The organism is Vibrio breoganii (genome assembly GCF_001677275.1).
Taxonomy (GTDB): Bacteria; Pseudomonadota; Gammaproteobacteria; order Enterobacterales; family Vibrionaceae; genus Vibrio; species Vibrio breoganii.
The window spans coordinates 1152506-1178348 of record NZ_CP016177.1 but is presented as its reverse complement, the minus strand read 5'-3'; the positions used below and the strand labels follow the sequence as shown (position 1 = coordinate 1178348).

The following is a 25843-nucleotide window of genomic DNA, read 5'->3' as shown; positions in this document are numbered from 1 at the left end:
CAGAAGCCACTGCTTCAGCAGTGGCTTTCTTTTTTACTGACACAGAGCTAAGCGCTCTCGCCGACAACCAAGTTTTTAATAACAAAAATTATATTGAAGCCACTTCTGGTTGCCTATTCATATGTAGATTAATGGTAGTGATTATAGCGACGATCGCAATGGCCCAGCCCCAAATGGGCAAGATACCTGTAGAGATTGAATAACCGATCAAGGTTGCTGACACTACACCAATAAAGCCTGGGATCATAAAGGAGTGGTTGAGCACATACTTTCCGATCTTGGTAGTTCCGGCCCTATCAAACTGAATCGCAGCCAAATCAGATGGATAGAATGGGAAGAAGAAATAGGCGTAACAAGCAGGTAGCGTACCGATCAAGACCTCAGCAGGAATGCCTAGCATAAAACCAAGCGGTAGCATTATGGTCAGTACAGCGGCTTGAGACTTCAAGAAGATTGAAGAAGCAAACATAGCAATCGCGAATGTCCAAGGCTGCGCTCTTACGACATCCTCTACCAAGCTAATAATATAAGGCTTGTTGGCGGCTATGATGGTGTCACTCATCCAAGCGATACCAAAGATGATAATGATGGCGCTCATACCCGCGGTGAATACGTTGGTTTTCACAACTTTCTTTGGATCAACCTTAGTTGCAAGCAGGATAAGTGCACCTACGCTTAGCATCAAGAACTGCAATGCCACTGAGGTTTTCACCCCTTCCGGCAGTAAACCAATATCCTTACCAAACATAGCAATGAAGACTACAGTCGCTATACCGCCCAAGAAGATAGAAAGCCCGATTTTACTCTGCTTGGAAAATTTCTGATTATCCGCCGTTGCCATTTCTTCATTGATCAGCTGCGCTTTGAAATCCTCATTCTTCATCTGCTCTTGGAATTCTGGATCAACGGCGAGTTCTTTACCGCGACGCAATGACCATAGACACCCAATGATAACCCCTGTAAACGTAGCCGGAATGGTTACCATCAAAACGCTAGATAAAGAGATATCTAGGTTATTTGTTGCTGCTGTAGCCATAATCACAGCGGCAGCAGCGGCAATAGGCGAAGCCGTAATACCCATCTGCGAAGCAACCGTTGCCATCGCCATTGGTCGCTCTGGTCGAATATTTTTCTTAATACTTACGTCATAAATAACGGGTAATAGCGGATAAACAGAGTGCCCCGTACCTACCAGAACGGTCAATGTATAGGTGCATAAAGGGCCAAGGAATACAATCTTAGATGGATGTTTCCTTAGCAATCTTTCTGCATAATTAACAAGGAGATTCAGCCCTCCAGTGGCTTCTAGTGTTGCCGACGCCGCAACCACAGCTAATATTATCAGCATGACACTAATGGGAGGGTTGCCCGGAGCTATGCCGAACACAAACGCTAGTATCGATACCCCTAGCCCGCCTAATAAGCCAAACGCAATACCACCAAACCGAATACCTACAAATATTATGCTGAGTAAGAGCAACATATGGACATAGAACATATACAGTTTCCTATATTAATTATTTGTTTTCATATTAAAAACATATAATTAGCGTGAATTGATCCTCAACAATAAAGTAATCAAACACCTCAACAGCTTTTCAATTTTTTGAGATACTTCAACTAAAATTACCAACTAACCATCTAGGGTCTGTTGCTTTTAATTCTGGATCCACCTTTGTAATCTCGCATCTATACTCATAACTTCTGTCTTTCTGGGTAAATGAGGGAGTACAAAGTGATTCATGGAGAGAGGGATGAGCAATAACGATTTTCAGATCCGAACAATGAGCCGAGATGAGATTGATACAGCGGTTGAATGGGCGATGCTAGAAGGCTGGAACCCGGGGCTACATGATGCTGAAAACTACTACACGGCTGACCCCGAAGGCTTCTTGGTGGGCCTTATTAATGATGAGCCACCAAAGAGCTTTGAGGTAAGTAAGGCTGAGGTTATCTTGGCGGCACTGAAATAAGCATACCTTTTCTACCCTGGTGACCACTGACTCAAGACAATAAAAAATGCCGAGCACTCACAGTGAGGCTTTATTCTCCCTACAAACACAATCTAGGTCGTGATCGTTTACTAACCCTGTCGCTTGCAGAAATGCATACAGGGTTGTGCTGCCTAGGAATTTAAAGCCAAGTTTTTTAAGATCTTTGGCAAGACGATCAGAGAACTCAGTGGTTGCCACAGGAAAGTCGCCTTTAGCTCTGTTATCTACCGGCTTATTATCAACATAGGACCAGATGAATGAGTCAAAGCTGCCGTACTCAGATTGGATCTGTAAAAACAGTTGAGCATTATTAATTGCCGCTTCAATCTTGGCTCGATTGCGGATAATTGACGCATCTTGCATCAACGCCTCTATCTTATCCGCATCGAACTTAGAGACGACAACAGGATCAAAGTTCGCAAAGGCATTACGATAGCCTTCTCGGCGCTTTAGAATGGTGTACCAACTCAGACCGGCTTGAGCTGATTCCAGGATTAAGAACTCAAAAAACACCTTGTCATCATGAACCGGTACACCCCACTCTTTGTCATGATATTCCACATAATCTGGTTTGCTAACATCAAGCCAGTTGCATCGCTTCATCATTATCCCTTTCGGTGCACACCGCACCCTTCTATCTTTACAACGTGATAGTCAGAATAGCAAACCCATCATCAATTGATAGAAAAGTACGGTGTTAAAGTGAAGTAAACGCTAGATGATCATGGTTAGTTGAGCCGAAACCACATAGTTGTCATCATCACCATATTGAGCGGCGAGATCAAAGCCAAACACACCGTAGGGTCTAAACCCGAAACCTGCCGTAACCATATTTTCAGCGTAATCGGTCATGCTATGCATATAACCCGCTCTAAACTGAGCCCACTTCCAAAGATCGACCTCACCACCAACTCGAGTAAACTGCGTTTTATAGCTTTGCTCCTCGAAATAACGAGTCGAGTTCAAATCAATATCGGCTGTTAATGTATACCAATCTTTAGAGTATGCACTACCCAGCTTGTATTCCGGTTCAACCACGTAGGTGGCTGTTTGTCCCATCTGCACGTTAGTTTCTAAACTGTGTGAAAGGATGTTTTTAGCGACAAACGCCACGTTGAGGTGATCAATGACCTCATAACTTGCGCCAATATCTAGGTTAAAGGTTGTTTTCTCTTCAAGATCATCAAAGAAGTCAGCATCATCTAACTCATCTTCGTTAAGTCTTTCTTGGAAATAGGTGGTATAGATTTGTTGGACTTTAGGAGAAAAGCCAACGCTCAAGTTTCTATCGTACACTTCATAGTTTTGAGCAAACGTGAAGCCTATATCTAGCGTACCACCAATTAAACCAGTAACTGTCGATCGCACCTCATCATCAGGGCTGATATTATCAAAATCGTTGTCATCAATATCCATTGTTGCCAATGCCGTTGCGTGGGTAGCCACAAAGAAATTGGTGTTGATGAAGCTGTTTGGAACCGCAAATACCATACCCGCTGAAGCGTTCGCCGTTACATCACCATTAGAGAGATCTCTCAGTGCCGCTTTCCACGCTTCCTGTGCTTCACTGCTGGTTGGATTATCAACCCAGTCATCTTCTGCATCAAAGTAGACATCAAGTTTATCGAGCATACCTTGTCCATCATGAACACCTGCCGTCACCGCGGGCAAAATCATACCAAAGCTATGCTTAGACTCGCCCGATGCAGCTAACGCTGGATTGTAAAAACTCGCACTGACAAAATTAGCGGCAGCAACGCCTGTACCCGCCATAGCAATACCGCGAGCATCACTATGAGCGTATGAATGAAAAGAAGCTAAAGAGAAAGGAAGGCTGAATAGAACAACAGCCTTTTTGAACGAATGCATGACATATCCTTGTGATAACACTTAACGATATGCCATTCTAAATATGCATTATTTCATTGAAAGTATAATTAACTCAATGACTTAAAAACTAACATTTGATTACATAAGTCAGTTTGTAGTGGCATAGTTAATTTGGCCACCTGATTAGAGGTGCTAGAATGCACCTCGTACACAACAGGTGAAACTATGACAAAACGTACAAGAAGAACTTTCAGCCCCGAATTTAAGCTAGAAGCCGCTCAGCTAGTCACTGACCAAGGCTATACCGTTGTTGAAGCGGCGAAGGCGATGAACGTTAGCAAGTCAGCAATGGATAAGTGGGTTAGACAGCTCAAGCAAGAGAGGCAAGGTGTTACGCCAAAAGCTTCACCGCTCACTCCTGAACAGATTGAAATCCGTGAGCTTAAAAAGCGGATTGCTGAACTGGAAGAGCACAATGAAATCATAAAAAAGGCTACTGCTCTGTTGATGTCGGACTCACTGAACAATTCTCGATAATCGAGAAACTCAAACAGAGCTACAGCGTTGCCAAGCTGTGTAAAGTGTTCGGTATCCATCGAAGCAGTTTTAAGTATTGGTGTAAGAAGCCCAAGACTCAATCTGAAGAAGATGTCCGTCTACGAGCCCTAGTTCAAGAAGCTCACAGTGTTAGTAACGGCTCAGCCGGTGCGAGAACCATTGCCAGTATCATAACGAACTCGGGCATCAAGTTCTCTCGCTACAGAGCGACTAAGCTGATGAAAAAACTTGGGCTAGTTAGCCGGCAACTTCCTAAACACCGCTACAGTAAAGTAGCTCAGGAACACATTGAAATCCCAAATCATTTAGATAGGCAGTTCGCTGTGACTGCTCCTAATCAGGTCTGGGTCGGCGACGTGACGTATGTGTGGGCCGGAAATCGTTGGAGTTATCTTGCCATTGTAATCGACCTCTTTGCACGTAAACCGATCGGTTGGGCGATGTCATTTTCGCCCGATAGCCAACTGACAGGTAAGGCGCTTAAGATGGCCTATGAGTCACGCGGTAAGCCCTCTAATGTGTTATTCCACAGTGATCAAGGGAGTCATTATACGAGTCGTAAGTACCGCCAAGTGCTTTGGCGATATCAGATAAAACAGAGTCTATCTCGACGAGGAAATTGCTGGGATAACAGTCCAATGGAACGCTTCTTTAGAAGCCTAAAAACTGAGTGGGTGCCAGCCAGTGGCTACAGTAGTTTATCTGAAGCTTGGAAGAGCATTGTTGGCTACATCATTAGATACTACAGCCAAATCAGACCGCACCAGTACAATGGTGGTCTAACACCGAATGAATCGGAGAGGCAGTACTGGGAAACTTATAAAGACGTGGCCAATTTTAGTTGACCACTACAGTTAAACACTACTATCCTCCTACTACTTCAAGGATTTTATGTAAACAAGAGTTCATCACAGGAACATCGTCTGCACTACCCTTGTCCATATTTTCAGTTAACGCCATAACAGGCTTACTTTTCTTATAGAAACTGAGCTTGCTCAATAGGTTGGAGTCCTCCTGAGAATTTATGTAATCATCTCTCAATGACTTAGTGATTTCATCGTCCATATAAAGCGTGGCTTGAGCGGTGATGGTAGCGTTATCCACGTCACGCACAACTTCTACCTTAGGAGTTTCAACATGTTTAAATACTAGCTTATTGATGTTATTCAACTGATCATTTGCTGAATCTTGCGCACTATCAAATTGACGAGCCTTTAAAATAACTAACTTTTGTTCAGTGGGCGTGTATGTGAATTCCGTACGACCATCAAAGTTTCCTGCATTTACTTTATATGGAGTTCGATAGTAGAACTCGAAATTAGCCGAATCATTACCGTTCTTATCTACACTAGATGTACAAGTAAATGTGGCATCAGAAGTTAGGTATGTTTTACATAAGTCATACACCTGCTCTTCCGTAAAACCCGCATCTTGAAAAACCTCTATAGTCTTTTGATTTTCAGGTTTATCTAACCATGTTGTTTCATCACTCGTCGGTTGCTTTGATTCTTTTGGGCTATGTGCATGGGCCACTGTATCAGATGACTTTTTACTCTCCGGAGAAATATGTGTGATAAAAACATGACTAGAAGTTGGGGGTAATGGAGGTGATTTTTGTTTGTTCTCATTGGTACTTTGAACGCTAAGCTCGTTAACTGAGGGTAGAGACACCTTCGCTTTCTCACCGGTTTGTATTGATTCTTGTACTTCATGACTATCTGACCCACCTTGGCACCCTGTCAATATTACTGACGCGATAACAAGTACTGCTGCCAATTTCTTCATTCTATCCACCTCAATCTATCAGACCCGAAAACACATATGCATTGCGTCTCATCTTTCAATCAAGGATAGGCTTTACCCGTTTTTAAAACATGACCACTTAGTTGAGCCTGGTTCACCTTTTTCATCCATAGATGACCAATGAAGCCTATAGAACGACTCACTTTTCCCATGCTCTGGGCATAAAAAAAAGACTACACAAATGTGTAGTCTTTAATGGGTTTGGCAATGTCAAAGCCACATATTAGCGCTTAGTCTATGCCTGTTTTATCTCTATTCTATGGAACATTTTATACAACACGGGCACCACGATTAGGGTGAGTACTGTCGCAAAGCCCAAACCGAACATGATAGTTACTGCCATTGGTTTAAAGAAGATATCTGGTAGTAGCGGAATCATACCTAAAATGGTCGTGATTGCTGCCATACATACAGGTCTAACACGGCTCAGTGCCGCCTCAACTACCGCGGCATAGGCTTCTTTGCCTGATCGAATCTCAAGTTCAATCTGATCAATCAGTACGATACCGTTTTTCAATAGCATCCCTGACAAGCTCAAGAAGCCTAACAGCGCCATAAAGCCAAATGGCGTATTCAACAACAACAATCCGGTCGTTACACCAATCAAGGCCAAAGGTACTGTCAGCCAGACAATCAACGGCTCTTTCACTGAGTTAAACAAGAACACAGTGATCAAGAACATGAACAGGTAGCCCATTGGCATGCTTGAGAACAACGACCCTTTTGCGTCATTTGAAGACTCATATTCGCCCCCCCACTCCAAGCTGTAGCCTGGTGGAAGTTCAATAGCTTCAACCTTGGATTGAATACGCGCCTGCAAAGTCGCCGCTGTTTCTTCACCCAATATATCGGGGTCAGCAAACACGGTTAGCATACGTTTTCTGTTCTTACGAACAATCAACGGGTCTTCCCAACGCACTTCATTCCCTAAAGTGATCTGCTGCAAAGGAATGTAATCACTGAGCACTGGGCTCCAAATTTTCATCCCCTCAATGTTTCTAAAATCGACTCGCTCTGCTTCAGTCAAACGGGTCACTATAGGCATTAATGTAGTGCCATCTCGATATACCCCTACCGTCAAACCAGAGAACGACATTTGCAGAAATTGGTCCATATCGTTTTTACTGATCCCGTAACGACGAGCCTGACTTTCATTAAACTGAGGCTCAATCACTTTGGTGCGCTCTCGCCAGTCATGACGAACAGCTGTTGCACCAGGATCGGCATTGAGAATATCCACCACTTGCCCCGCAACCGTTCGCAATATTGTTGGATCCGAACCTATGATTCGCGCTTCAATCTTGGCACCGCCACCTGGACCTAACTCTATTTGCTTCAACTTGTAGTCTATTTCAGGGTAGGTGCTGGCGACATGTTCCCGGTATTTTTTCATCACATCATGCAATACTTCGTAGCTTTCTACACGTGTCACTATCTCGCCATAGGCAGCATAACTTTTCTCTGGCGTGTAGGTCAGCATAAAGCGTTCCAACCCTTTACCCGCCGTAGTCGTTACACTTTCAACACCTTCTTGCTCGACCAACCAGTTTTCGATGGCTTTCATCTTGGTGTTGGTCACACGTATATCCGTGCCTTCTGGTAGCCAGATATCCGACAAAAACATAGGTGTGGTAGAGGATGGGAAGAAGGCTTGCTTAATGAAGGTAAACCCATAGATGCTCACGCCTAGCGCGACCACTAATGTTGCGACCGTTATCCATGCGTTACGCATACAAAACTCGAGGAATTTCTTGTACATGACAAAAACAATTCCGTTGTACGGATCATCGCCTGCATCTTGATTAAACTTCTGTCCTTTAAAGAAAAGCTCAGCAAAGAAAGGAGTTAACGATATTGCAGTGAACCAAGACAGCATTAGCGAGATAAGCAATACCGAAAACAGAGTACGACAATATTCACCCGTGGAGTCTTCTGACAAACCTATTGGAGCAAATGCGGTTACCGCAATCACGGTTGCACCCAGCAATGGCCATTTAGTTTGTGTCACTATGTCGGTTGCGGCTTGCAAGCGAGTCCGACCCCGCTGCGTCCCCACCAATATACCTTCAACCACCACAATGGCATTATCCACCAGCATCCCCAGTGCAATAACCAGAGCCCCCAGAGATATACGCTGCAGGTCGATGGCAAAGTATTTCATAAACACGAAAGTGCCTAATACGGTGACCAACAAAATCAGTCCAATCAATAAACCTGAACGTAGCCCCATAAAGAAGAGTAGTACCACGATAACGATGCCGACCGCTTGACCAAGACTGACCACGAAGCCGCTGACCGATTTATCCACTTCCTTAGGTTGGCTGTAGATTTCAGAAATATTGATGCCAACAGGCTGTTGGTATTTTAGCTCCGCTAAACGTCTATCGAGCAGTGCTCCGACTTTCACTACGTTTACACCCGCATTGAAAGAAATACCCATGTTTAGGGCAAAATTACCATTAAAATTGATTAAGTTACTCGGGACATCAATATAACCACGCTTGATCTCCGCGACATCACGCAAATAGATCTGGCTAGAGCTACCTTGAGCAACATCGGTAATGATAAGGTCGCCAAGTTGATCTACATCCTGAAATTCACCGGTTGGGTGTATTCGGACGTACTCATCACCCATTCGTACTGCACCTGCAGGAGTCACTATGTTTTGAGTATTGAGGAGATTTGCCACAGCATTGGGAGCGATACCTAAGGTGTTAAGTCGTTTCATCGACATCTCGATGAACACTTGCTCTTGTTGATCGCCCGACACAGCAACTTTACTTATGCCTTCAACCAATTCAAGCTCACGGCGCAAGTAATCGACGTAATCAAGAAGTTCTTTATATGAGTAGCCTTCGCCTGTAACAGCGAGCAACACCCCAAACACATCGCCAAAGTCGTCTATAACCGCTGGAGTATTGACTCCGGGAGGCAAAGTGCCATCTAAGTCGGTCACCTTACGACGTAACTCATCCCAGATTTGAGGAAGATCATCAGGGCCATAGCTATTTTTCATGGTCACAGTGATCTGAGATAAACCTCGGCTTGAAATTGAATTAACCTCATCCACATAACTTAGCTGTTGAATGGCTTTCTCTATCGGGTAAGTCACCTCCTCTTCAACCTCTTGAGGAGTTGCCCCAGGGTAGCTAGTGACGACCATGGCGTCTTTGATGGTGAAAGCGGGGTCTTCAAGTCGTCCTAACTCAAAAAATGACGCAGCGCCGCCAATAAAAAAGATTAAAGAGATCATCCAACTGATCACTTTGTTCTTTATGAAATAGGCTGCGATTCCTTTGGTGCTCTCATCGTCTTGCTGCTCGAGATTATCCTGGCTCATTGAACAGCCTCCTTCTTAATTACTTCCACTTCCGCTCCATCACGCAGTTGAGACATTCCTTTCACTACGATCTTTTCCGCCCCTTGCAAGCCACTAACAATTTGCACGGTTCTGTTTTGAAGCTTTCCGAGTTCCACCAACTGCTTGCGCACTTTGTTCCCTTCTAGAACCCAAATATAGGTTTCTGTCCGGTCCAGAAGGTCTCCGTCCATATTGACCACTGCCTTGAATGGCACATAAGAACCCACGCTAACGTTCAATCCAGCCTCACTGCTTCTTGCTGTGACTTCTAGTGCCATACCATCGAGAATAATTTCTTTCTCAGGCATTGGCATAGTTAATGTCACGTTGTAAGTGCCGGTTGTAGGATCCGGTTCGGTGGTAAATTCTTTAATGGTCGCTTCGTAGATATTGCCACTTTCAACCTTTACCTTGGCAGTAACCTTACGTAAATCTCTCTGTGTAGGCTGATGGACAAACAAACGATCCGGTATCTGAATCAAGACTTCAACCGCATCCGTACTGTGAATATTGACTATCTGTTGACCTACTTGAATATTTTCAAAACGGTCAACATTGACACGAGAAATAATGCCATCGGCCGGTGCTTTAAGGGTCGTAAATTCCAAATATAATTTCGCCAACTGCAAATCAACCAGGGCAATATTGCGCTGCGCTGCTAGTTCATCATATTGTGACTGTGCTAATAACCCTTTTTTAACCAAAGGACCAGAACGTTTATACTGGCTGTTTATAGCGGCATAGCTTGCCCTTGTGTTGTCCACTGCAATTTGAAAGTCTCGTGTGTCTAGTTGGGCAATGACATCACCTTTCTTGACCCTATCACCCTCTTTAACTGGCAGTTGTGTGATTTCTCCCTGCACTCTAAAACTTAGATGAGAGCGTAGTGCCGCTTGTGCTACTGCGGGGAAATAAATGCGATCCGTCACTTCCGGTTCACCTAACTGAAGAATTTCCACTTTTGAAATATGGGTTGTTGGCTCTACGACGGGCCTTTCACAACCTGCCAATGCCACAGATAATCCCAATACTAGTGAGCCTTTCGAGAGCCACTTCATTGCTAAACTCATAAGCCTCGCTCCTTAATCCACTCTCTGATCTTCATCCCTGATTCAAGCTCTCTTACTCCAGAAATAACGATTTGATCGCCGTCAACCAAGCCTGAAACAACTTCCCCTTCGCTACTAAGAGAGATAGCCACTTGTTCAACCATAAAGTCTTCTGTGACTTTCCATACACATTGGTCGCTGCCACAAGGAAACAATGAAGTTTCCGGAAGCTTTGTCGGTTTTTGACGCGGTAACATAACGCGAATATTCCCGGACATACCCGGTAGTATGCCAAGGTCGCTAGGACGCTCCATGATCATTGTGACCTTGTAACTGCCCGTGGAGTTGTCCGATTCCGTATCTATCTCTTGAAAGGTTAAAGGAAATTGTTGTTCAGGAAAGGAATCAAACACCATGAAGGATTCTATGACGTCGTATCCTCGAAAACGATTGAGCATAGAATCCGGTAGTGGAAAAATAACCTTGAGCAAATCATTAGACTGGATGTTCATGACACCCTGTTTGGCGGCTACATACTCAAAATTATCTAAGTTAATAAGTGAGACAGTGCCATCGAACGGAGCGGTAAGTTTGGTATAACTGTAATTGGCTAGCGCTTGATCGTAATCTGCTCTGGCTGACTTATGAAGTGCCCTCGCCTGATCATATTCTTGCTCTGAAACAACCTTGTCCTTAATCAGTTTCTTCATTCGGTCAAATTGCACTTGAGCCAAGTTAAAGTTCGCCTTCGCTTTGGAGCGCAGCAATTTGTACTCTTTGTCATCCAGTACAGCTAATACATCGCCCTTTTTAACGGGCAATCCAGCCGTAGCAGGCAATTCGATGAGTTCTCCAGGAACTCTGAAAGCAAGTACTGCACGGTCGCCTGCTGCAGAAGATGCAGGGAACACACGTTCAAAACTTTTGTCTCCAACAGACACAGTGAGAAGTTTCGCTGGGCGAGATTCAGGCTCTGAAACGGCATTTTGCTTTTCTCCACACCCCACCAAGATGAGAGATGCACAAAACATCAAAAACCAATTGATACGCATAGTATTTCCTTATTGAGCGTCAATACCTTTAAAGATAGATGTTTCAAGATGTTAAATCTACTTTAAAAACCTGTTTTTAAAGCTTTTTCCTAATTAAATCACAATGTGTTTATAAAGCGTTCAGATGTTAATAAACATTACGAATTCACAATGCATTAATGATGATAGACAAAGACTTTGGGTCCGCTCTTTATCAATGTGACTGGTTTATTATCAATAAGATAGTTGAGAAGTGACGAATAAGGAGACAGCAAGGAAAGAGTGCTCTCAAAGAGAGCTAAAAGAAGGGTGTTGTAGAGATGTTGATATGAAGAGATATTTGATACACGCGAAAACAAAAAACGCACCACAGGATCTGCAGTGCGTTTAATATCATGAATGACTTGAGGCTAGTTTACTTGGCTTGATGAAAAATCTGCTCTGTCTCTAGCGATGTCATGCTACGGATTTGACGCCAAACATAGTAGAAGATACCCAGCATCATCAACATGCTAGGGATGGCAATCACTGGGTAGCTATACAAGGTCATTTTGCCAAGCTCTTCATTAAACGCTGCTGTTCCTGCAGGGCTAGTAACAATGTAAGTCGCCAGCGCATAATTCATCACCGATGAGAACGCGAAGGTACTTGCAAACAAGTAGTTAGAGTTCATCAAGCAGCGATCAAACGCCTTTTCATTGCCACTCTCTTTTAAGCGCTCTTCAATCAGAGACAAATTCAACACGGTTTTATTGAATATCAGCTTTTGCATCAATGGATGACGGGTGAAGGTCGAAACCAATACCGCGATACCAATAAGGCCAGGAATTAGCGCCTCTTTCATTGCTAACCAGCGAGTGTCTAACTCAAGTAAGCCAATACCGCCAGTTAAAAGCACACTCACAAAGCCAAGTGCTGCAATGAAGTTAAACTTCTTATTGCGGATAAGTTCTAGACCACCGTAAGCCACCGGGAACGACAAAGCCACAACAAGCGACAGCACAGTGCCTAGATGCTCGTCCCCACTAAACTTCATTAAGATGAACGACGGGATAAATACGTTAAACAGTATCTCGAATAGAGGGTTAGATTTTTTGGTATTGGTACTACTCATAGTCTTCCAGTGTTACGCGCTATAGTTCTCTTTATTGGAGGGGATTGTTCCTTGCGTAGCTCCAAATGTAAAGCCCTTAAAGTTTAGCAATCATGACTAGAGTGATCAAAGACACTGCCATCAAGTTGTTTGAAACACGCTAACTAGAAAAATATTCCCAAGTTAGCGTGTTTACTGTGACGCTTTACACCGAATGCACGGCTTCAGGCTTAGTATCACTACTCGCATCTTGCTCACACTGCTCAGCCTTAGTCAGTAATATCTGAATCAGCTTTGAACAGAGTAAGGCAACACCAATCATCACCACCGCCATAATGGTGAGCAGTTGGAAGTATTCACCGTAGACGTTGTGTGCGATATCTTGGGTCAGCACTTGGCCCTTTTCCAATGCGATATTGGTCGATAAGGCTGCGCCGACAATTCCGCTCAACGCGATAGCAACCGAAAACAGGCTCACTGAGAAGTTCTCAATATGATGAGGCGCAACAGATAAGATGAATGCCACTACCATTGACCCTACAACCACCTCTGCAATCGCTTGGAAGAAATGCACTGCCAAGAAGACTTCAGGTCGAATAGCGACATCTGGCCCTACTGTAGAGATGAAGTAGGTCAAAATACCAAACGCGATAGTCGTGAGAACAAAGGCTATTGCAATCTTTGTGGAGGTAGAGAGGTTGATTCCTCTCTTCTCTAATGAATGAAAAGCGAAGGCCACAATCGGTCCGCCCACCATGCACCATAGAGGGTTCATTGCCATTGCGGCTTCTGGCTCTAGAGGAATGAAACCGAACAAGTTGCCCTTTAGGGTATTCATCGCAACGATGTTCATTGAGGTCATCATCTGACCGTAGTAAACAAAGAAACAGGTTGTCAGAAAGGTCACAATCAAGATGGTGCCCATTTTCAAGCTTTCTGAGCGCTCGACTTTAAACATCAAGAAGATAAAGTACACAATCGCTAACACACCAATGGCGTAGACGATGTTTTGTCCCACATCCATGTTCGAAAACATGAAAAACACCAAGGCAATCATAGCGACTGAAGCAACCGCAAAGATCAGCCAATTAGTGAGAGACACTGCTGCTTGGTCGATGGGTTTACCCATTGGCTTAAAGCTTTTGTGGAGCACTAATAATACAAATAGGGCAACCGCTGCCATGATAGCGGATACGGAAAAACCACCACTAAACCCAATGTAGAGCACCAACATAGGGAATAGGTACTGACCTAAGAATGCGCCAATATTATTTACCGAGTAGTTAATGGGAAAGCCTTTCTCGAAATCTTGGTGCGAAGAAAAGGTTCGCTTATAAAGACTAGGATAGGACGGAGACATCAAGCCTCGCCCATAACTTGCAAGCGCAATACCCGCCATAGCCGTTGGCACATGCAGGCTGGTCGCGCCAACAACTAACAGAAAGTAGCCAGCGACGAATGCCAGATAACTAATGGTTAGAGAGCGATAAGCTCCAAGTAGTTTGTCAGCAATAAAGCCACCAGCAATGGCAAACAAAGGGCCTATCGCTGCGAATGCGCCAACGACCATCATGGTATCGGCTTCACTGTAATTAAGGTCTTCAAGAAAGAATCGAGTCAGACTGACAAGCACGCCATAAAAAGAGAGCCCGAAGAGCATCTGACAAAGCATCATCGATTTGTTTAATTTATTCCACATGATCGGTTTCTCATGGTTGAGGATTTTAGTTCTAAATTGAGGGTAGAAATGCTTGAGGGCTCAACGAATTTGATGAGCATCGTGGGTTCCATAGGCCATACAACCCCATGCATATTAAGGAAAGAACGCATTGTAAGGGCGGAGCTTGGTAATAAATACTCGCGATTAGAGGACAGCGTCCATCAACAATATGAAACGAGTGGAATGGATTTTTTGGCGTGAAATTAGCCTTTCATCTGCTCAATCTGCTGCTGGGAGAAAAGAGCAATTTGAAAATGAGTTATCGATCAACATTGCGTTAACCTAGAATTACAAAACTGTCTAATCAATCACGTTAAGTCATACAATACTATTGTATCCTTTTGTCATTCTAATAAAGGAATGCACCAATAAAACGTGGGAAAAAGATTATGAAAAAAGTGTATCTAGGTCTAGCTATTGCAGGTTTACTGGCAGGTTGTGCTGCTCCAAGCGATAGTGCAAAAACTGAAATGGCGGCACCAGCTGCAAACGAAGCAAGCATGGTTGTTGCGGCAGGTACAGGTGACAACCTAGTAGCCGATCCACATATCGTAGAGTTTCGTGCTAACAGCGGTAAAAGTGATGTTTGGAAGAAACACGCAGACAAAAACAATGGCCTTGGCGACGTAGGTAGCTCGAAGGTATCAGCGTTTGAAGATGAAGGCTCTGTGCGTATTCGCTTTATCAGTGCATCTGATGACTTTTCTGCAATGCCAGGTCTAAGCCAACAAGTAAATGGCTTGGCACCAAACACAGATTACGTGCTATCTCTTTACGTTGAAGACAAAAAAGGTGGAGCATCACCAACGTCTGTTGTTGTTGGCGCTACCGATGCTGCAGGTCAAGAACTAGCAGAACAAGAATTCCACGTAGCGAGTATGAACAACGCTCCTCACGCAGACAGAAAGTCTTTCCGTCAAGTTGCGGTTGAATTTAACTCGGGTGGCAACACGTCTGCAACGATCTTTGCAAAACTAAAAGTCGATGACGCTTCTGCAATCACTGGCGATATTGGCAAAGCCTCAGAGATCCGCGTTGACGCATTCTCTCTAGCTAAAAAGTAATCACTTTAAGCCTCAATAAAAACGCCAATCATATGATTGGCGTTTTTATTTTTGATTCAAAAAAGACTACAAATTTCTAAAAGCGGCATTGGTCTTTCTGGTATCTGAGGTCACATACGCCTCCATCTTTCTAAGACTTGTTTCCATTTCTTCGAAATCTTGTTCCATCACAGTAAGTAGCTCTTTGGGCGCCTTACCTGACTGCCACGGCTTTTGCTTCATTTGATGGTCAAATTGCTGCTGCCTAGTTTGAAAGATTTGCGGTGATTGCTTCTCAAGCATTAAGCTTGCGGCGAAATACGCTAATACCATAACAAAGCCGCCGCCAAGTAGAGCTGCCGATACAAACAAGATTCGTACTACCCAGACTTCAATACCGAAGCGCGCGGCAATACCTGCACACACACCCGTCAGCTTCCCATTGTGGGTGTCTCGATATAATCCTCTCATTGATTCGACCTCCAACTCGGTGACTCCGCATCCAAGATCTTCTCTAGGGTTTCGATGCGTTGCTTCATCTGCACCGCTTTCGATGACAGTTGCTGAAGTTGCTCCCTTTCATCGCCAGACAAACCCTGCCCTAGTTTACGCTTACTTCTGTAGTGCAGAATCAACCATAACGGGGCAACAAAGATTAAGAAAACACTCAATGGTACCGTGATCAATGCTGTAGACATTTCGCCCCCTTATTGGTCTTTATTAATCGAATTCTTCATTTTTTGCAGCTCTTGCTCTATTTCATCATCGGCCTGCAACTCGGCAAACTGATCATCAAGACTCGGCTCTTTACCGACTTGATAGCTGTCTGCATCGGCTTCCAATCGATCTATCTTTTGTTCGTATTGCTCAAACTTAGCCAGTGTATCTTTGGTGCGGCTGTTGTGCAGATGTTGCTGAACATCCTTGCGACTTTTGGCGGCATTTTGGCGCATTGCTAGAGCAGATTGGCGAGCTCGAGTTTCATTAATCTTGGTCTCAAGTTTGCCCACCTCATCACTCAACTTAGTGATGGTTTCTTCAACCAAGGTCTGCTCAGTGTGCAAAGATTTCATCACTTTAGTGATGCGCTGTTTTTCTATTAGCGCTGCACGAGCGAGCTCTTCTCTGCCACGGCTTAGTGCCAATGAGGCTTTTTGTTGCCAGTCTTCAACCTGCTCTTCCACCTGAGCCACTCTACGCTGAAGCTCTTTTCGCTCTGCTAGTGCTTTGGCTGAGCTTGTGCGCACCTCCACTAAGGTATCTTCCATTTCTTGGATAATAAGGCGGATCATTTTTTCTGGATCTTCTGCCTTATCCAACAACGAGTTAATGTTTGAGTTCACTATGTCAGCAAAACGAGAAAAAATACCCATCTTATCTCTCCTTTATCGGTATTGTTTGTGGCGACGTGTTTCGCGCCTACTACCTGCTACTATCCAAATTGCATGCCAAACTTGAACAGTTAGCTTCACGCTGATAATTGATAGTTACAATAACTATGATAAACAATAGGTTATGAAGAACTTCGCTGTTCTTTTAATTAAAGGTAAGCGATATGCACTTGATCTCTAACATGCAAAACGTTTGACTTTAACTGTGAATAGTAAATTATTAACCACTAATCGGTTAAAAATACCAACAGGGATATCATGCAACAGACACTGATCGGTCAATCTAGCCCATTTCTTGCTGTATTAGATAAAGTCTCTAGGCTTGCACCTATTGAGCGCCCTGTATTGATTATTGGCGACCGTGGAACAGGTAAGGAGTTAATTGCTCAGCGACTGCATTACCTATCTAGGCGGTGGGACAAGCCACTAATCAGTCTAAATTGTGCCGCGCTCAGTGAAGGTGTGGTTGATTCAGAGCTGTTTGGTCATGAAGCAGGGTCATTTTCTGGGGCAACAGGCAAACACCAAGGCCGCTTTGAGCGTGCCGAGAGTGGCAGTTTATTTTTGGACGAATTAGCGACAACGCCACTCTCAGTGCAAGAGAAGTTATTGAGGGTTATCGAATACGGGGAGTATGAACGAGTTGGGGGCAGTCGCATCCTGCAATCCGATGTCAGGCTCATTTGTGCCACCAATGCTGACCTTCCCGAGCTTGCGGAGCAACAAAAATTCCGCGCAGATCTATTAGACAGGCTGGCCTTCGATGTGGTGTTACTACCCAGCTTGAAAGAGCGACTGGAAGATATTCCACTTCTGGCCGAGCACTTTGCTTTGCGCATGTGCCAAGAACTGGGACTGCCGCTATTCAATGGCTTTAGCGCTCAATGTCAGCAACAGTTATTGGACTATACTTGGCCTGGTAATATCAGGGAACTCAAGAACGTCGTCGAACGAGCCATCTATCTTAACCCCGAGCCGGACACACCTATCCAAGAACTGGTATTTGACCCCTTTGCTAAACCTAATGTCACCACTGAACCGACCGGCAAAGTATCCGTAGAACAGAAAGCTGAAGTGACCATCGCCTCTTTACCCCTTGATTATAAAAAGTGGCAGCATGATCAGGATATTGAATTGCTCAATAAGGCCTTACAAGAAGCACAACATAATCAGAAGAAAGCCGCAGGTCTGCTAGGATTGAGTTATCACCAATTTAGAGGAATGCTTAGAAAGTATAAAATGGTTTAGGATCAATGATTAACCCAATGGAGCTTAAAGGCAATAAGTGTTAGATTATGCAGATCATTCTAAAGAAACAATTAGTGGTGCCTTAGTCTATGAAGGCGAATATCTGGAGAACGCTTCAACTCGGATTCGTGGGTATGTGCACCCTCATTGTATCCGGTTGTGGTGATATCGAAGTCTCCGATCAGATCAAACAAGATGGATTCATATTTTGTGGTCAAGGAACACCCAGTTCTTTTAACCCTCAATTAGTCGACAACGACATTGCTGCAGAAGCCTTAGGTCCGCAGATCTTTAATACCTTAGTGCATTTATCCAATAAAGACTTGGAGCTAGAGCCTATGCTAGCCTCCAGTTGGACTGTGGATGAATCAGGCACTGTTTATCAGTTTAAACTGCGCCCTGACGTCTCTTTTCAAACCACTGACTGGTTTACTCCAACCCGTAAGCTCAGCGCACAAGACGTGGTATTTACCTTTGAGCGAATTATCGATAGCAGCCATCCGTTCCACTATGTCAGTGGTGGTACTTACCCTTGGTTTGAGGCTATTGGCTTCAAGCGCATCTTAAAAGAGGTTAAGGCTGTTGATGAGCATACGGTTCAGTTTGAGCTTTTCAAGCCAGACAATACGTTCTTAACCAACCTTTCCACGACTTACTCGAGCATACATTCATCTGAATATGCCAATCAGTTACTGGCAAAGGATCAGAAGCAAAACCTTGATCAGCTTCCTGTAGGCACAGGGCCGTTTTATCTAGACCAATTTAGCGTTAATGATTACATACGTCTGCGTCGTAACCCCGACTTTTGGGGAACTCCAGCTAAAATGGAGCAAGTTGTACTCGATATCACCTCCCGTGGTACAGGCACCTTAGCAAAGCTTTTACGCAGTGAGTGTGACGTTTTATTCTCGCCTCGTTCCAGCCAGATCCCAACCATTCAAGCACATCCTGATTTGGTGTTGCAGGCATACCCAAGCATGAATGTCGCCTTTATAGCGCTTCGCACGCTAAACCCTGCCCTTAACGATGCCCGAGTGCGAAAGGCGCTAAACCTAGCCATTAACCGTGACGCGATTATCGACTCGGTCTACTACGGATATGGCACATCGGCTTATTCGATATTGCCGCCCGAATCGTGGGCTTATCAAAAAGACTCTAGCCAGGTACGCTACGACCGCAATTATGCGAGGGCGCTGATTCGTGAAGCGGGTTATGGCACGGGACTGGAGCTGTCTTTGTGGGTCGCGCTAGAGCCCACAGCCTATAACCCAAGCCCGAGAAAAGTCGCAGAACTTCTGCAGTCAAACTTTGCCGATATTGGGGTAAAGCTCAACATCTTTCTTGATGAACGTTTATCACGCTCAACCTTCCAAAGTGTCGCAGAAGCCGACATGATCTTAACGGGCTGGAATGCCGATACCAGTGATCCAGATAACTTCTTTCGTCCATTGCTCTCTTGCGGCGCAGACAGAGCGGGCCTGAACATTGCTTCTTGGTGTAATCCAGACTTTGATGCCTTGATTGATATCGCTAAAGAAACCACGCAAAAGCGTCATCGCTTTAACTTATATCGCCAAGCACAAAATTTGCTCAACGAAGAAGTGCCTATTATCCCTATCGCTCATGGCATGCAATTTCAGGCTAAGCATAAGTCTCTAAAAGGATTTGATGCGAGCCCATTTAATACCCTAAGCTTTGAAAACGTTGAGAGGAGCAAGTAGTGTTTATATATGCCATTCGACGTTTCAATCTATTCGTCATTACCCTGATGATCTTAACCCTAGTGGGTTACAGCATCCTTCGTTTAGACCCAACTTCACCTTGGGCTATTTCTGACTTTTGGCAGGGATGGACACTGTACCTTCATGAAATCAGCCAGCTAGACTTTGGCTCAACCGCTCAAGGTACACCCGTTTTTGACGAAGTTAAGGTGGTATTTACCGCAACGCTTGAGCTGTGTTTCTTTGCCTTTATTCTCGCGCTGTGCATCGGCCTTCCCTTAGGCACGCTTGCAGGAATGCGCCAGAATAAATGGGCAGATCGATTAATCTCGTTCTTTTCTATGGCGGGATACTCTGCCCCGTTGTTTTGGGTTGCCTTGTTATTGGTGATGCTATTCTCTCTGCGTCTGGAGTGGTTGCCTATCTCAGGTCGCTACAACCTGCTGTACGATATCCCACATATCACAGGCTTTGCGATGATAGACGCATGGCTCAGTGATAGCCCTAACCGAGAAGAAGCCTTTACTAGTGTTGTGATGCACCTGATCTTGCCAGCTTTAGTATTGGCACTCGCGCCTACCACACACTTCATAAGACTGATGCGCGCTTCCGTGGCGGATGTGATGGGTAAAAACTACATTCGCGTAGCCAAAATTAAAGGCCTTTCAAAGGTTGAGATCATTTTTGAGCACGTGTTACGTAACGCTATTCCGCCAATCATCCCACTTATCGGCGTACAACTCTCGAGTATGCTTACATTCGCCATCATTACCGAGTCTATCTTTAACTGGCCGGGAATTGGGCGTTGGCTGCTTGATGCAGTGAGCAACCGTGATTACGTTTCTATTCAAGCAGGAGTCATGGTGGTGGCTACTTTTGTATTGGCAACGCAGATCCTGTCAGAGTTGGTCGGTACGCTGATTAATCCATTAGCAAGGAAGGAATGGTATGCTAAATACTAGTGTCTACCTCGAAGAGAGTATACCCACTCAACGCGAACGCTTTTGGCGCCATTTTCGTAGCAACAACCTAGCGATGTTTGGGCTATGGAATCTCGGTGTGATTCTATTTATCACCCTGATTTCTCAGTTGATTGCACCGCATGATCCCCTTGCACAATCTTCAGTACTGCTGCAGCCACCCTCGTGGGCTAAAGAAGGCAGTATCGATTATTTCTTGGGAACAGACGACTTAGGCCGTGACATACTGTCGCGCCTGCTAAGTGGCTCGCAGATCACCATTGGTTCAGCCATTTTCATTACCTTAATTGCCGCGTTTATTGGTTGTATTATTGGCGCGCTAGCGGGTATGACTAAGGGCTTACTATCGAGTATTCTGAATCACCTGCTCGATACGGTAATGTCGATTCCTTCGTTGCTACTTGCGCTTATCTTTGTGGCGTTTCTAGGCACGGGTATGACATCGATAATGATGGCCATTTGCCTTGCCTTGATCCCTCGATTTATTCGCAGTGTCTACCAAACCATTCATGCGGAGGTTGAGAAAGACTACATCATGTCAGCCAAACTTGATGGCGCTGACAAGTGGTACCTACTCACTGTCTCCATATTACCGAACGTACTAGCGCCTATTGCGGCAGAATTTACCTTTGCTTTAACCATCGCGCTACTCGACATTACCGCTCTCGGTTTTCTTGGCCTTGGCGCTCAAGCACCAAGTCCAGAATGGGGAGCTATCTTGGGAGATTCCGTTGAACTTATCTATCTGGCTCCGTGGACAGTGGTCCTTCCGGGACTTGCCATCATGTATAGCGTAATCACCATTAACCTCGTTGGTGAAGGGGTTCGTGACGCCCTTAATGCAGGAGTTGAGTAATGCCTGTATTGGATTTTAGACACGTCACTATAGAGATTGATACCCCTCAGGGAATGGTTAAAGCAGTTGACCGCATGAGCTTAACCATCAATGAAGGCGAAATCCGAGGGTTAGTAGGCGAATCGGGCTCAGGTAAGAGCCTGCTTGCAAAGGCCATTGTTGGGCTGGAAAAAGAAAACTGGAAGATCACCGCAGACCGAATGCGCCTCGGTGACGTTGACCTTTTGGCGCTCAAGCCAAAAGAGCGACGAAAGGTTATCGCGCGAGAGATTGCGATGATTTTCCAAGAGCCCTCCACCTGCTTGGATCCCAGTGAGCGCGTAGGTCGCCAACTTGCCGAGTCTATCCCCTCTAGAACTTTTGAAGGCAAATGGTGGCAACGTTGGGGCTGGCGTAAGAAAACCTCCATTGCACTGCTGCATAAAGTGGGTATTAAAGAGCACACCCGCATTATGCGCAGCTATCCCTATGAACTCACTGACGGTGAGTGCCAGAAGGTAATGATTGCGATGGCGATTGCCGCCAAGCCAAAGATCTTGATTGCTGATGAGCCTACCAACGACCTTGACCCCATAACGCAGACGCAAATTTTGCGACTACTGAGTAGAATGAATCAGGTAAACAACACCACAATTTTGCTTATCGGACACGACCTTGCAGCCATTACTCAATGGGCTAAGAAGATCACCGTAATGTATTGCGGGCAAAGTGTTGAGTCTGCGCCAACAGATAAGTTGATGGCGGCGCCAAAACACCCCTACACTCAAGCACTTCTTGAAGCCCTGCCTGACTTTAGTGGTTGGCTTCCGCATAAACAGAAATTGCAATCTCTGCCGGGAAGCATCCCGCCGCTTCAGCACTTGCCGATCGGTTGTCGATTAGGGCCGCGTTGTCCCTATGCACAACACAAATGCGTAAAGGCGCCCTACTCTAAAAAAGAAAAAGGCCATAAGTACAATTGTCATTTCCCTCTCAACACCAAAGCTAAGGTGAGTGAATGAGCTCGTTACTAGAGGTTAAGGACCTAAGTAAAACCTTCGTCAACCGCTATGGGCTATTTAGAAAGCAGTACTTTGATGCGGTAAAGCCAGTCAGTTTTACTCTAGAACCCGGTCAGACATTGGCATTAATAGGACAAAACTCTTCTGGCAAGTCTACGTTAGCTAAGATGCTAGCGGGAGTAATAGAGCCAAGTTCAGGAGAGATCTTTGTTAACGGCGAAAAGCTAGAACACAAAGACTATGCAACTCGTTGTAAATTAATACGCGTGATCTTCCAAGACCCCAACTCCTCCTTGAATCCACGCATTCAGATTGGTCGAATCCTAGAAGGTCCGCTAAAAAGAAACACCGCCATGCCACCAGAGGCACGCAAGCGACGCGTAATTGAAACGCTAAGACGTGTGGGTTTGCTGCCTGAGCATGCGTATTTCTACCCGCAAATGTTGGCTGCTGGACAAAAACAGAGGGTCTGTATTGCAAGGGCTCTAATACTTCAGCCTTCGATCATCATTGCTGATGAAGCGCTAAATGGTCTAGATATGGCAATGAGATCGCAGATCATTAACCTCTTGCTAGAACTGCAAGATGAAATGGGCTTGTCGTTTATCTATGTATCTCAGCAAATTGGTATCGTTAAGCACATCTCAGATAAAGTAATGGTGATGTCTCACGGTGAAGTGGTGGAAGCGGGTGATACGCAAAAGGTATTATCTGATCCCCAACACGCCATTACCCAGAAGCTAGTTGATAACCACTTTTATAAGGCGCCAAATTACTCTAAGTAACATTGAGCGTTGACTTAGAACCCACAATAAAAAAAGGGCAGGATGATCACTCACCCTGCCCTTACTATTTTGCTATAACGCGTAGCTTATACTAGCTCAGCTTGTAGCCAAGGCCAGCCTTGTTTCTTACGGCTTAGCGTATTTTCCATCATAAGAACGCCATTATCCGCGTGCTTGTCTAGCTTCTCAGCCCACTCACCTTTGTAAAGAAGACGAGTGGTTGCTGAAGTGATGTCTGTTAGCATAACAGCTGCAAACGCTAGGCCTTGTTCGTCACAGCGACGCACAAGGTCTTGCTCAAGCGCTTCGATTTGACCATCAACTTGCTCAAGGGTTGCAAGCTCAATCTGACCCACAACAACATCACGACCATTGAATGGGTATGCTTTAAGGTCTTTTTCTACCAGTTGTGCTGGCGATAGGCCTTCGATGTCTGTCTTAGCAATCAGAAGTGCTTTAATGAATGCATCAATGTCGTCAACACCCGCAATTTGAGCTAGCTCTTGTACTGCATCTTTATCTTTTTGAGTACATGTTGGAGAAGCGAAACCTACTGTGTCAGATAGGATAGCTGACATCATTAGCTTAGCGATTGCTGGAGCAATCTCTGCACCCTCAATCTTGAACATGTTGAAAAGAACTGTACAAGAACAGCCTACAGGCCAGATCCACGCTTCAAGTGGGTTGATTGTCATCACATCACCCAAACGGTGGTGATCAACGATACCTACGATTTCTGCTTCGTTCACGTCATCAGGTGCTTGAGCTAGGTCACTGTAGTCAACTAGCCAAACTTTTTCACCCGCAACTGAATCGCGAAATTCTGGTTGCTCTAGACCCGCTACATTAAGAATGTGCTGAGTCTCGCGGTTAATCTCTCCTTGACGAATTGGCTTAGCGTCTAGGCCACGAGCCTTAAGAAGTTCAGTAGCAGCTAAAGCTGAACAAATACTATCGCTATCTGGGTTTTTATGACCAACAACTAAAATCATCACTGTTCCTATAATGTTATCCAATGTTACGTCTACTATTAGACGTTATAGTGCGAACATTATACCCAATCAGTTTCAAGTTTCTAGTTATCTACTTGGGTTAAACCGTTATCTGCCTAGCTTGAGAGTGCGTTAGTGCTATGTGAAAACCTTGCGCGTTTTAAGGGCTTTACTCAACATCCGCTCTAAGCAATTTTCAATGGCTGTTAACAAGGGCACAAACAACCGTCATTTAACCTAGATTTGACACGAATGCCGGATAAAAACTATCAATTTCAATTGATGCAGTGTATCGTTTCGCACGCTCAAATCAATGTTCAGTAACAAGTTGAATTGCATGTTTAATTTTGCCAATTTTTATCAATTAATCGCTCAAGACACGCGCCTGCAGCCGTGGCTAGAGACCCTACCTAAACAGCTTGCTGACTGGCAAAGCGCCGAGCACGGTGATTTTGACCGCTGGTTACGAGCTCTCAATAAGATACCTGCGCTCACGCCGGATAACATCGAATTGCAGTACGAGGTCAGTGTTTCTAATTCTCACCCCCTCATTGATGGTGAAAAGAAGAAACTAGAAAGCCTGCTAAAAACGTTCCACCCATGGCGTAAAGGTCCATTTACCCTGCACGATATCCACATTGATACCGAATGGCGATCAGACTGGAAATGGGATCGTTTACTTCCGCACATCTCCCCTTTGAAAAACCGTTCTGTGTTGGATGTAGGCTGTGGCAATGGTTACCACATGTGGCGAATGCTGGGAGCGGGTGCAAGAATGTGCGTAGGGATAGATCCATCACATCTTTTCCTTGTGCAGTTTGAAGCTGTGCGTAAGTTGATGAACAATGACCAGCGAATTCACCTTCTTCCACTTGGAATTGAACAACTACCTGAACTAAGAGCCTTCGATACAGTCTTCAGTATGGGCGTGCTCTACCATAGACGTTCTCCTCTTGACCATATTCTACAGTTGAAAAATCAACTTCTGCCCGGTGGCGAATTGATCTTAGAGACCTTAGTGATTGAAGGTGATGAGAATGCGGTGCTAGTACCTGCTGATCGTTACGCTCAGATGCGCAATGTGTACTTCTTCCCTTCGGCAAAAGCGCTTAAGGTGTGGATGGAAAAATGCGGATTGGTTGATGTAAGAATTGTCGACGAAAACACGACTTCGGTAGGCGAACAAAGATCAACGGAATGGATGAAGCACAACTCACTACCTGAGTACCTTGATCCAGAAGACCCAAGTAAAACTGTCGAAGGCTACCCTGCTCCTCGCAGAGCCATACTGGTTGCAAAAAATCCGAGTTAATTGGATTCACTGATGTCCGTTTGTTCACTAAATGAACATCAGTTAAAACATTGAAAATTATCAATGTTTTTTATT

At 44.8% G+C, this 25843-nt stretch carries 23 protein-coding genes; 10 read left to right on the top strand and 13 right to left on the bottom strand.

Features of this window, described 5'->3' with window-relative positions; genetic code table 11:
* Nucleotides 1-88: 88 nt before the first annotated feature.
* Entirely contained in the window at nt 89-1498 is a 1410-nt protein-coding gene (locus A6E01_RS05470; RefSeq protein WP_065209753.1) for an anaerobic C4-dicarboxylate transporter, read from the bottom strand.
* A 256-nt stretch (nt 1499-1754) separates the two neighbouring features.
* Between A6E01_RS05470 and A6E01_RS05465 the strand changes: the two genes are divergently transcribed.
* Entirely contained in the window at nt 1755-1973 is a 219-nt protein-coding gene (locus tag A6E01_RS05465; RefSeq protein WP_065209752.1) for a hypothetical protein, read from the top strand.
* A 57-nt stretch (nt 1974-2030) separates the two neighbouring features.
* On the opposite strand, the gene A6E01_RS05460 is transcribed toward A6E01_RS05465, so the two are convergent.
* Together A6E01_RS05460 and traF are read right to left on the bottom strand one after the other, a co-directional pair.
* Nucleotides 2031-2597 carry a DNA-3-methyladenine glycosylase I gene (locus A6E01_RS05460; protein ID WP_065209751.1) on the bottom strand — a complete coding sequence of 189 codons (567 nt, stop codon included), beginning with the start codon at nt 2595-2597 and terminating at the stop codon, nt 2031-2033.
* A 111-nt stretch (nt 2598-2708) separates the two neighbouring features.
* Nucleotides 2709-3863 carry a conjugal transfer protein TraF gene (gene traF / locus A6E01_RS05455; RefSeq protein WP_017030296.1) on the bottom strand — a complete coding sequence of 385 codons (1155 nt, stop codon included), beginning with the start codon at nt 3861-3863 and terminating at the stop codon, nt 2709-2711.
* Between the two features lie 186 nt (nt 3864-4049).
* Here traF and A6E01_RS05445 point away from each other — a divergent pair.
* Nucleotides 4050-5227 (top strand): IS3 family transposase gene (locus A6E01_RS05445; protein ID WP_156744613.1). Its coding sequence is split into 2 segments (ribosomal slippage): nt 4050-4317 and nt 4317-5227, totalling 1179 coding nucleotides; the frame shifts between segments, so codons are not numbered across the junction.
* Between the two features lie 19 nt (nt 5228-5246).
* Here A6E01_RS05445 and A6E01_RS05440 read toward each other — a convergent pair.
* From A6E01_RS05440 to A6E01_RS05415, 6 genes are all read right to left on the bottom strand, one after another.
* Complete coding sequence (locus A6E01_RS05440) at nt 5247-6167, bottom strand: hypothetical protein (RefSeq protein WP_065209748.1); 921 nt, start codon at nt 6165-6167, stop codon at nt 5247-5249.
* Nucleotides 6168-6420: 253 nt separating this feature from the next.
* Complete coding sequence (locus A6E01_RS05435) at nt 6421-9525, bottom strand: efflux RND transporter permease subunit (protein WP_017030297.1); 3105 nt, start codon at nt 9523-9525, stop codon at nt 6421-6423.
* A complete protein-coding gene (locus tag A6E01_RS05430) occupies nt 9522-10616 on the bottom strand; it encodes an efflux RND transporter periplasmic adaptor subunit (RefSeq protein WP_017030298.1) in 1095 nt (364 codons plus the stop codon). Before A6E01_RS05430 ends, A6E01_RS05435 begins: the two co-directional genes overlap by 4 nt.
* Entirely contained in the window at nt 10613-11647 is a 1035-nt protein-coding gene (locus A6E01_RS05425) for an efflux RND transporter periplasmic adaptor subunit (protein WP_065209747.1), read from the bottom strand. The genes A6E01_RS05430 and A6E01_RS05425 overlap by 4 nt, the downstream gene beginning before the upstream one ends.
* Nucleotides 11648-12041: 394 nt before the next feature.
* On the bottom strand, nt 12042-12740 hold the full coding sequence (locus A6E01_RS05420) for a VC0807 family protein (RefSeq protein WP_017030817.1): 699 nt from the start codon (nt 12738-12740) through the stop codon (nt 12042-12044).
* 184 nt (nt 12741-12924) lie between these two features.
* A complete protein-coding gene (locus A6E01_RS05415; protein WP_065209746.1) occupies nt 12925-14418 on the bottom strand; it encodes a peptide MFS transporter in 1494 nt (497 codons plus the stop codon).
* 410 nt (nt 14419-14828) lie between these two features.
* Here A6E01_RS05415 and A6E01_RS05410 point away from each other — a divergent pair, with 410 nt between their 5' ends.
* The gene (locus tag A6E01_RS05410) at nt 14829-15503 is read left to right on the top strand and encodes a hypothetical protein (RefSeq protein ID WP_017030824.1); all 675 of its coding nucleotides are present in this window, start codon (nt 14829-14831) and stop codon (nt 15501-15503) included.
* Between the two features lie 66 nt (nt 15504-15569).
* Here the strand turns inward: A6E01_RS05410 and pspC are convergent, their stop codons facing one another.
* From pspC to pspA, 3 genes are read right to left on the bottom strand one after another with little or no spacing between them, the layout of a single operon-like run.
* Entirely contained in the window at nt 15570-15953 is a 384-nt protein-coding gene (gene pspC / locus A6E01_RS05405; RefSeq protein WP_017030303.1) for an envelope stress response membrane protein PspC, read from the bottom strand.
* Nucleotides 15950-16180, bottom strand: coding sequence for an envelope stress response membrane protein PspB (gene pspB, locus A6E01_RS05400; protein ID WP_017030826.1), 231 nt, complete (start codon nt 16178-16180; stop codon nt 15950-15952). The genes pspC and pspB overlap by 4 nt, the downstream gene beginning before the upstream one ends.
* Nucleotides 16181-16189: 9 nt before the next feature.
* Entirely contained in the window at nt 16190-16855 is a 666-nt protein-coding gene (gene pspA / locus A6E01_RS05395; RefSeq protein ID WP_017030305.1) for a phage shock protein PspA, read from the bottom strand.
* Nucleotides 16856-17131: 276 nt separating this feature from the next.
* On the opposite strand from pspA, the gene pspF reads away from it, so the two are divergent.
* The 6 genes from pspF (at nt 17132) to A6E01_RS05365 (ending at nt 23464) form a co-directional block, all read left to right on the top strand.
* Nucleotides 17132-18121: a phage shock protein operon transcriptional activator gene (gene pspF, locus A6E01_RS05390; protein ID WP_065209745.1), complete on the top strand. Its 990-nt coding sequence runs from the start codon at nt 17132-17134 to the stop codon at nt 18119-18121.
* 89 nt (nt 18122-18210) lie between these two features.
* Nucleotides 18211-19842, top strand: a complete 1632-nt coding sequence (locus A6E01_RS05385) for an ABC transporter substrate-binding protein (RefSeq protein WP_065209744.1) — start codon at nt 18211-18213, stop codon at nt 19840-19842.
* Nucleotides 19842-20804, top strand: coding sequence for an ABC transporter permease (locus tag A6E01_RS05380; RefSeq protein WP_017030308.1), 963 nt, complete (start codon nt 19842-19844; stop codon nt 20802-20804). Before A6E01_RS05385 ends, A6E01_RS05380 begins: the two co-directional genes overlap by 1 nt.
* Entirely contained in the window at nt 20791-21678 is an 888-nt protein-coding gene (locus A6E01_RS05375) for an ABC transporter permease subunit (protein WP_017030309.1), read from the top strand. Before A6E01_RS05380 ends, A6E01_RS05375 begins: the two co-directional genes overlap by 14 nt.
* Entirely contained in the window at nt 21678-22679 is a 1002-nt protein-coding gene (locus tag A6E01_RS05370; protein ID WP_017030310.1) for a peptide ABC transporter ATP-binding protein, read from the top strand. Before A6E01_RS05375 ends, A6E01_RS05370 begins: the two co-directional genes overlap by 1 nt.
* Entirely contained in the window at nt 22676-23464 is a 789-nt protein-coding gene (locus A6E01_RS05365; protein ID WP_017030311.1) for a peptide ABC transporter ATP-binding protein, read from the top strand. Before A6E01_RS05370 ends, A6E01_RS05365 begins: the two co-directional genes overlap by 4 nt.
* A gap of 86 nt (nt 23465-23550) precedes the next feature.
* On the opposite strand, the gene A6E01_RS05360 is transcribed toward A6E01_RS05365, so the two are convergent.
* Nucleotides 23551-24456 carry a manganese-dependent inorganic pyrophosphatase gene (locus A6E01_RS05360; protein ID WP_017030312.1) on the bottom strand — a complete coding sequence of 302 codons (906 nt, stop codon included), beginning with the start codon at nt 24454-24456 and terminating at the stop codon, nt 23551-23553.
* Between the two features lie 337 nt (nt 24457-24793).
* Here A6E01_RS05360 and cmoB point away from each other — a divergent pair, with 337 nt between their 5' ends.
* On the top strand, nt 24794-25768 hold the full coding sequence (gene cmoB / locus A6E01_RS05355; protein WP_017030313.1) for a tRNA 5-methoxyuridine(34)/uridine 5-oxyacetic acid(34) synthase CmoB: 975 nt from the start codon (nt 24794-24796) through the stop codon (nt 25766-25768).
* The last annotated feature ends 75 nt before the right edge of the window (nt 25769-25843 follow it).

What these genes read in the sequence shown, in the direction of transcription:
- A6E01_RS05470 (WP_065209753.1), bottom strand. Translation starts at nt 1,498, where the DNA reads ATGTTCTATGTCCATATGTTGCTCTTACTCAGCATAATATTTGTAGGT.
- A6E01_RS05465 (WP_065209752.1), top strand. Translation starts at nt 1,755, where the DNA reads ATGAGCAATAACGATTTTCAGATCCGAACAATGAGCCGAGATGAGATT.
- A6E01_RS05460 (WP_065209751.1), bottom strand. Translation starts at nt 2,597, where the DNA reads ATGAAGCGATGCAACTGGCTTGATGTTAGCAAACCAGATTATGTGGAA.
- traF (WP_017030296.1), bottom strand. Translation starts at nt 3,863, where the DNA reads ATGCATTCGTTCAAAAAGGCTGTTGTTCTATTCAGCCTTCCTTTCTCT.
- A6E01_RS05440 (WP_065209748.1), bottom strand. Translation starts at nt 6,167, where the DNA reads ATGAAGAAATTGGCAGCAGTACTTGTTATCGCGTCAGTAATATTGACA.
- A6E01_RS05435 (WP_017030297.1), bottom strand. Translation starts at nt 9,525, where the DNA reads ATGAGCCAGGATAATCTCGAGCAGCAAGACGATGAGAGCACCAAAGGA.
- A6E01_RS05430 (WP_017030298.1), bottom strand. Translation starts at nt 10,616, where the DNA reads ATGAGTTTAGCAATGAAGTGGCTCTCGAAAGGCTCACTAGTATTGGGA.
- A6E01_RS05425 (WP_065209747.1), bottom strand. Translation starts at nt 11,647, where the DNA reads ATGCGTATCAATTGGTTTTTGATGTTTTGTGCATCTCTCATCTTGGTG.
- A6E01_RS05420 (WP_017030817.1), bottom strand. Translation starts at nt 12,740, where the DNA reads ATGAGTAGTACCAATACCAAAAAATCTAACCCTCTATTCGAGATACTG.
- A6E01_RS05415 (WP_065209746.1), bottom strand. Translation starts at nt 14,418, where the DNA reads ATGTGGAATAAATTAAACAAATCGATGATGCTTTGTCAGATGCTCTTC.
- A6E01_RS05410 (WP_017030824.1), top strand. Translation starts at nt 14,829, where the DNA reads ATGAAAAAAGTGTATCTAGGTCTAGCTATTGCAGGTTTACTGGCAGGT.
- pspC (WP_017030303.1), bottom strand. Translation starts at nt 15,953, where the DNA reads ATGAGAGGATTATATCGAGACACCCACAATGGGAAGCTGACGGGTGTG.
- pspB (WP_017030826.1), bottom strand. Translation starts at nt 16,180, where the DNA reads ATGTCTACAGCATTGATCACGGTACCATTGAGTGTTTTCTTAATCTTT.
- pspA (WP_017030305.1), bottom strand. Translation starts at nt 16,855, where the DNA reads ATGGGTATTTTTTCTCGTTTTGCTGACATAGTGAACTCAAACATTAAC.
- pspF (WP_065209745.1), top strand. Translation starts at nt 17,132, where the DNA reads ATGCAACAGACACTGATCGGTCAATCTAGCCCATTTCTTGCTGTATTA.
- A6E01_RS05385 (WP_065209744.1), top strand. Translation starts at nt 18,211, where the DNA reads ATGAAGGCGAATATCTGGAGAACGCTTCAACTCGGATTCGTGGGTATG.
- A6E01_RS05375 (WP_017030309.1), top strand. Translation starts at nt 20,791, where the DNA reads ATGCTAAATACTAGTGTCTACCTCGAAGAGAGTATACCCACTCAACGC.
- A6E01_RS05370 (WP_017030310.1), top strand. Translation starts at nt 21,678, where the DNA reads ATGCCTGTATTGGATTTTAGACACGTCACTATAGAGATTGATACCCCT.
- A6E01_RS05365 (WP_017030311.1), top strand. Translation starts at nt 22,676, where the DNA reads ATGAGCTCGTTACTAGAGGTTAAGGACCTAAGTAAAACCTTCGTCAAC.
- A6E01_RS05360 (WP_017030312.1), bottom strand. Translation starts at nt 24,456, where the DNA reads ATGATTTTAGTTGTTGGTCATAAAAACCCAGATAGCGATAGTATTTGT.
- cmoB (WP_017030313.1), top strand. Translation starts at nt 24,794, where the DNA reads ATGTTTAATTTTGCCAATTTTTATCAATTAATCGCTCAAGACACGCGC.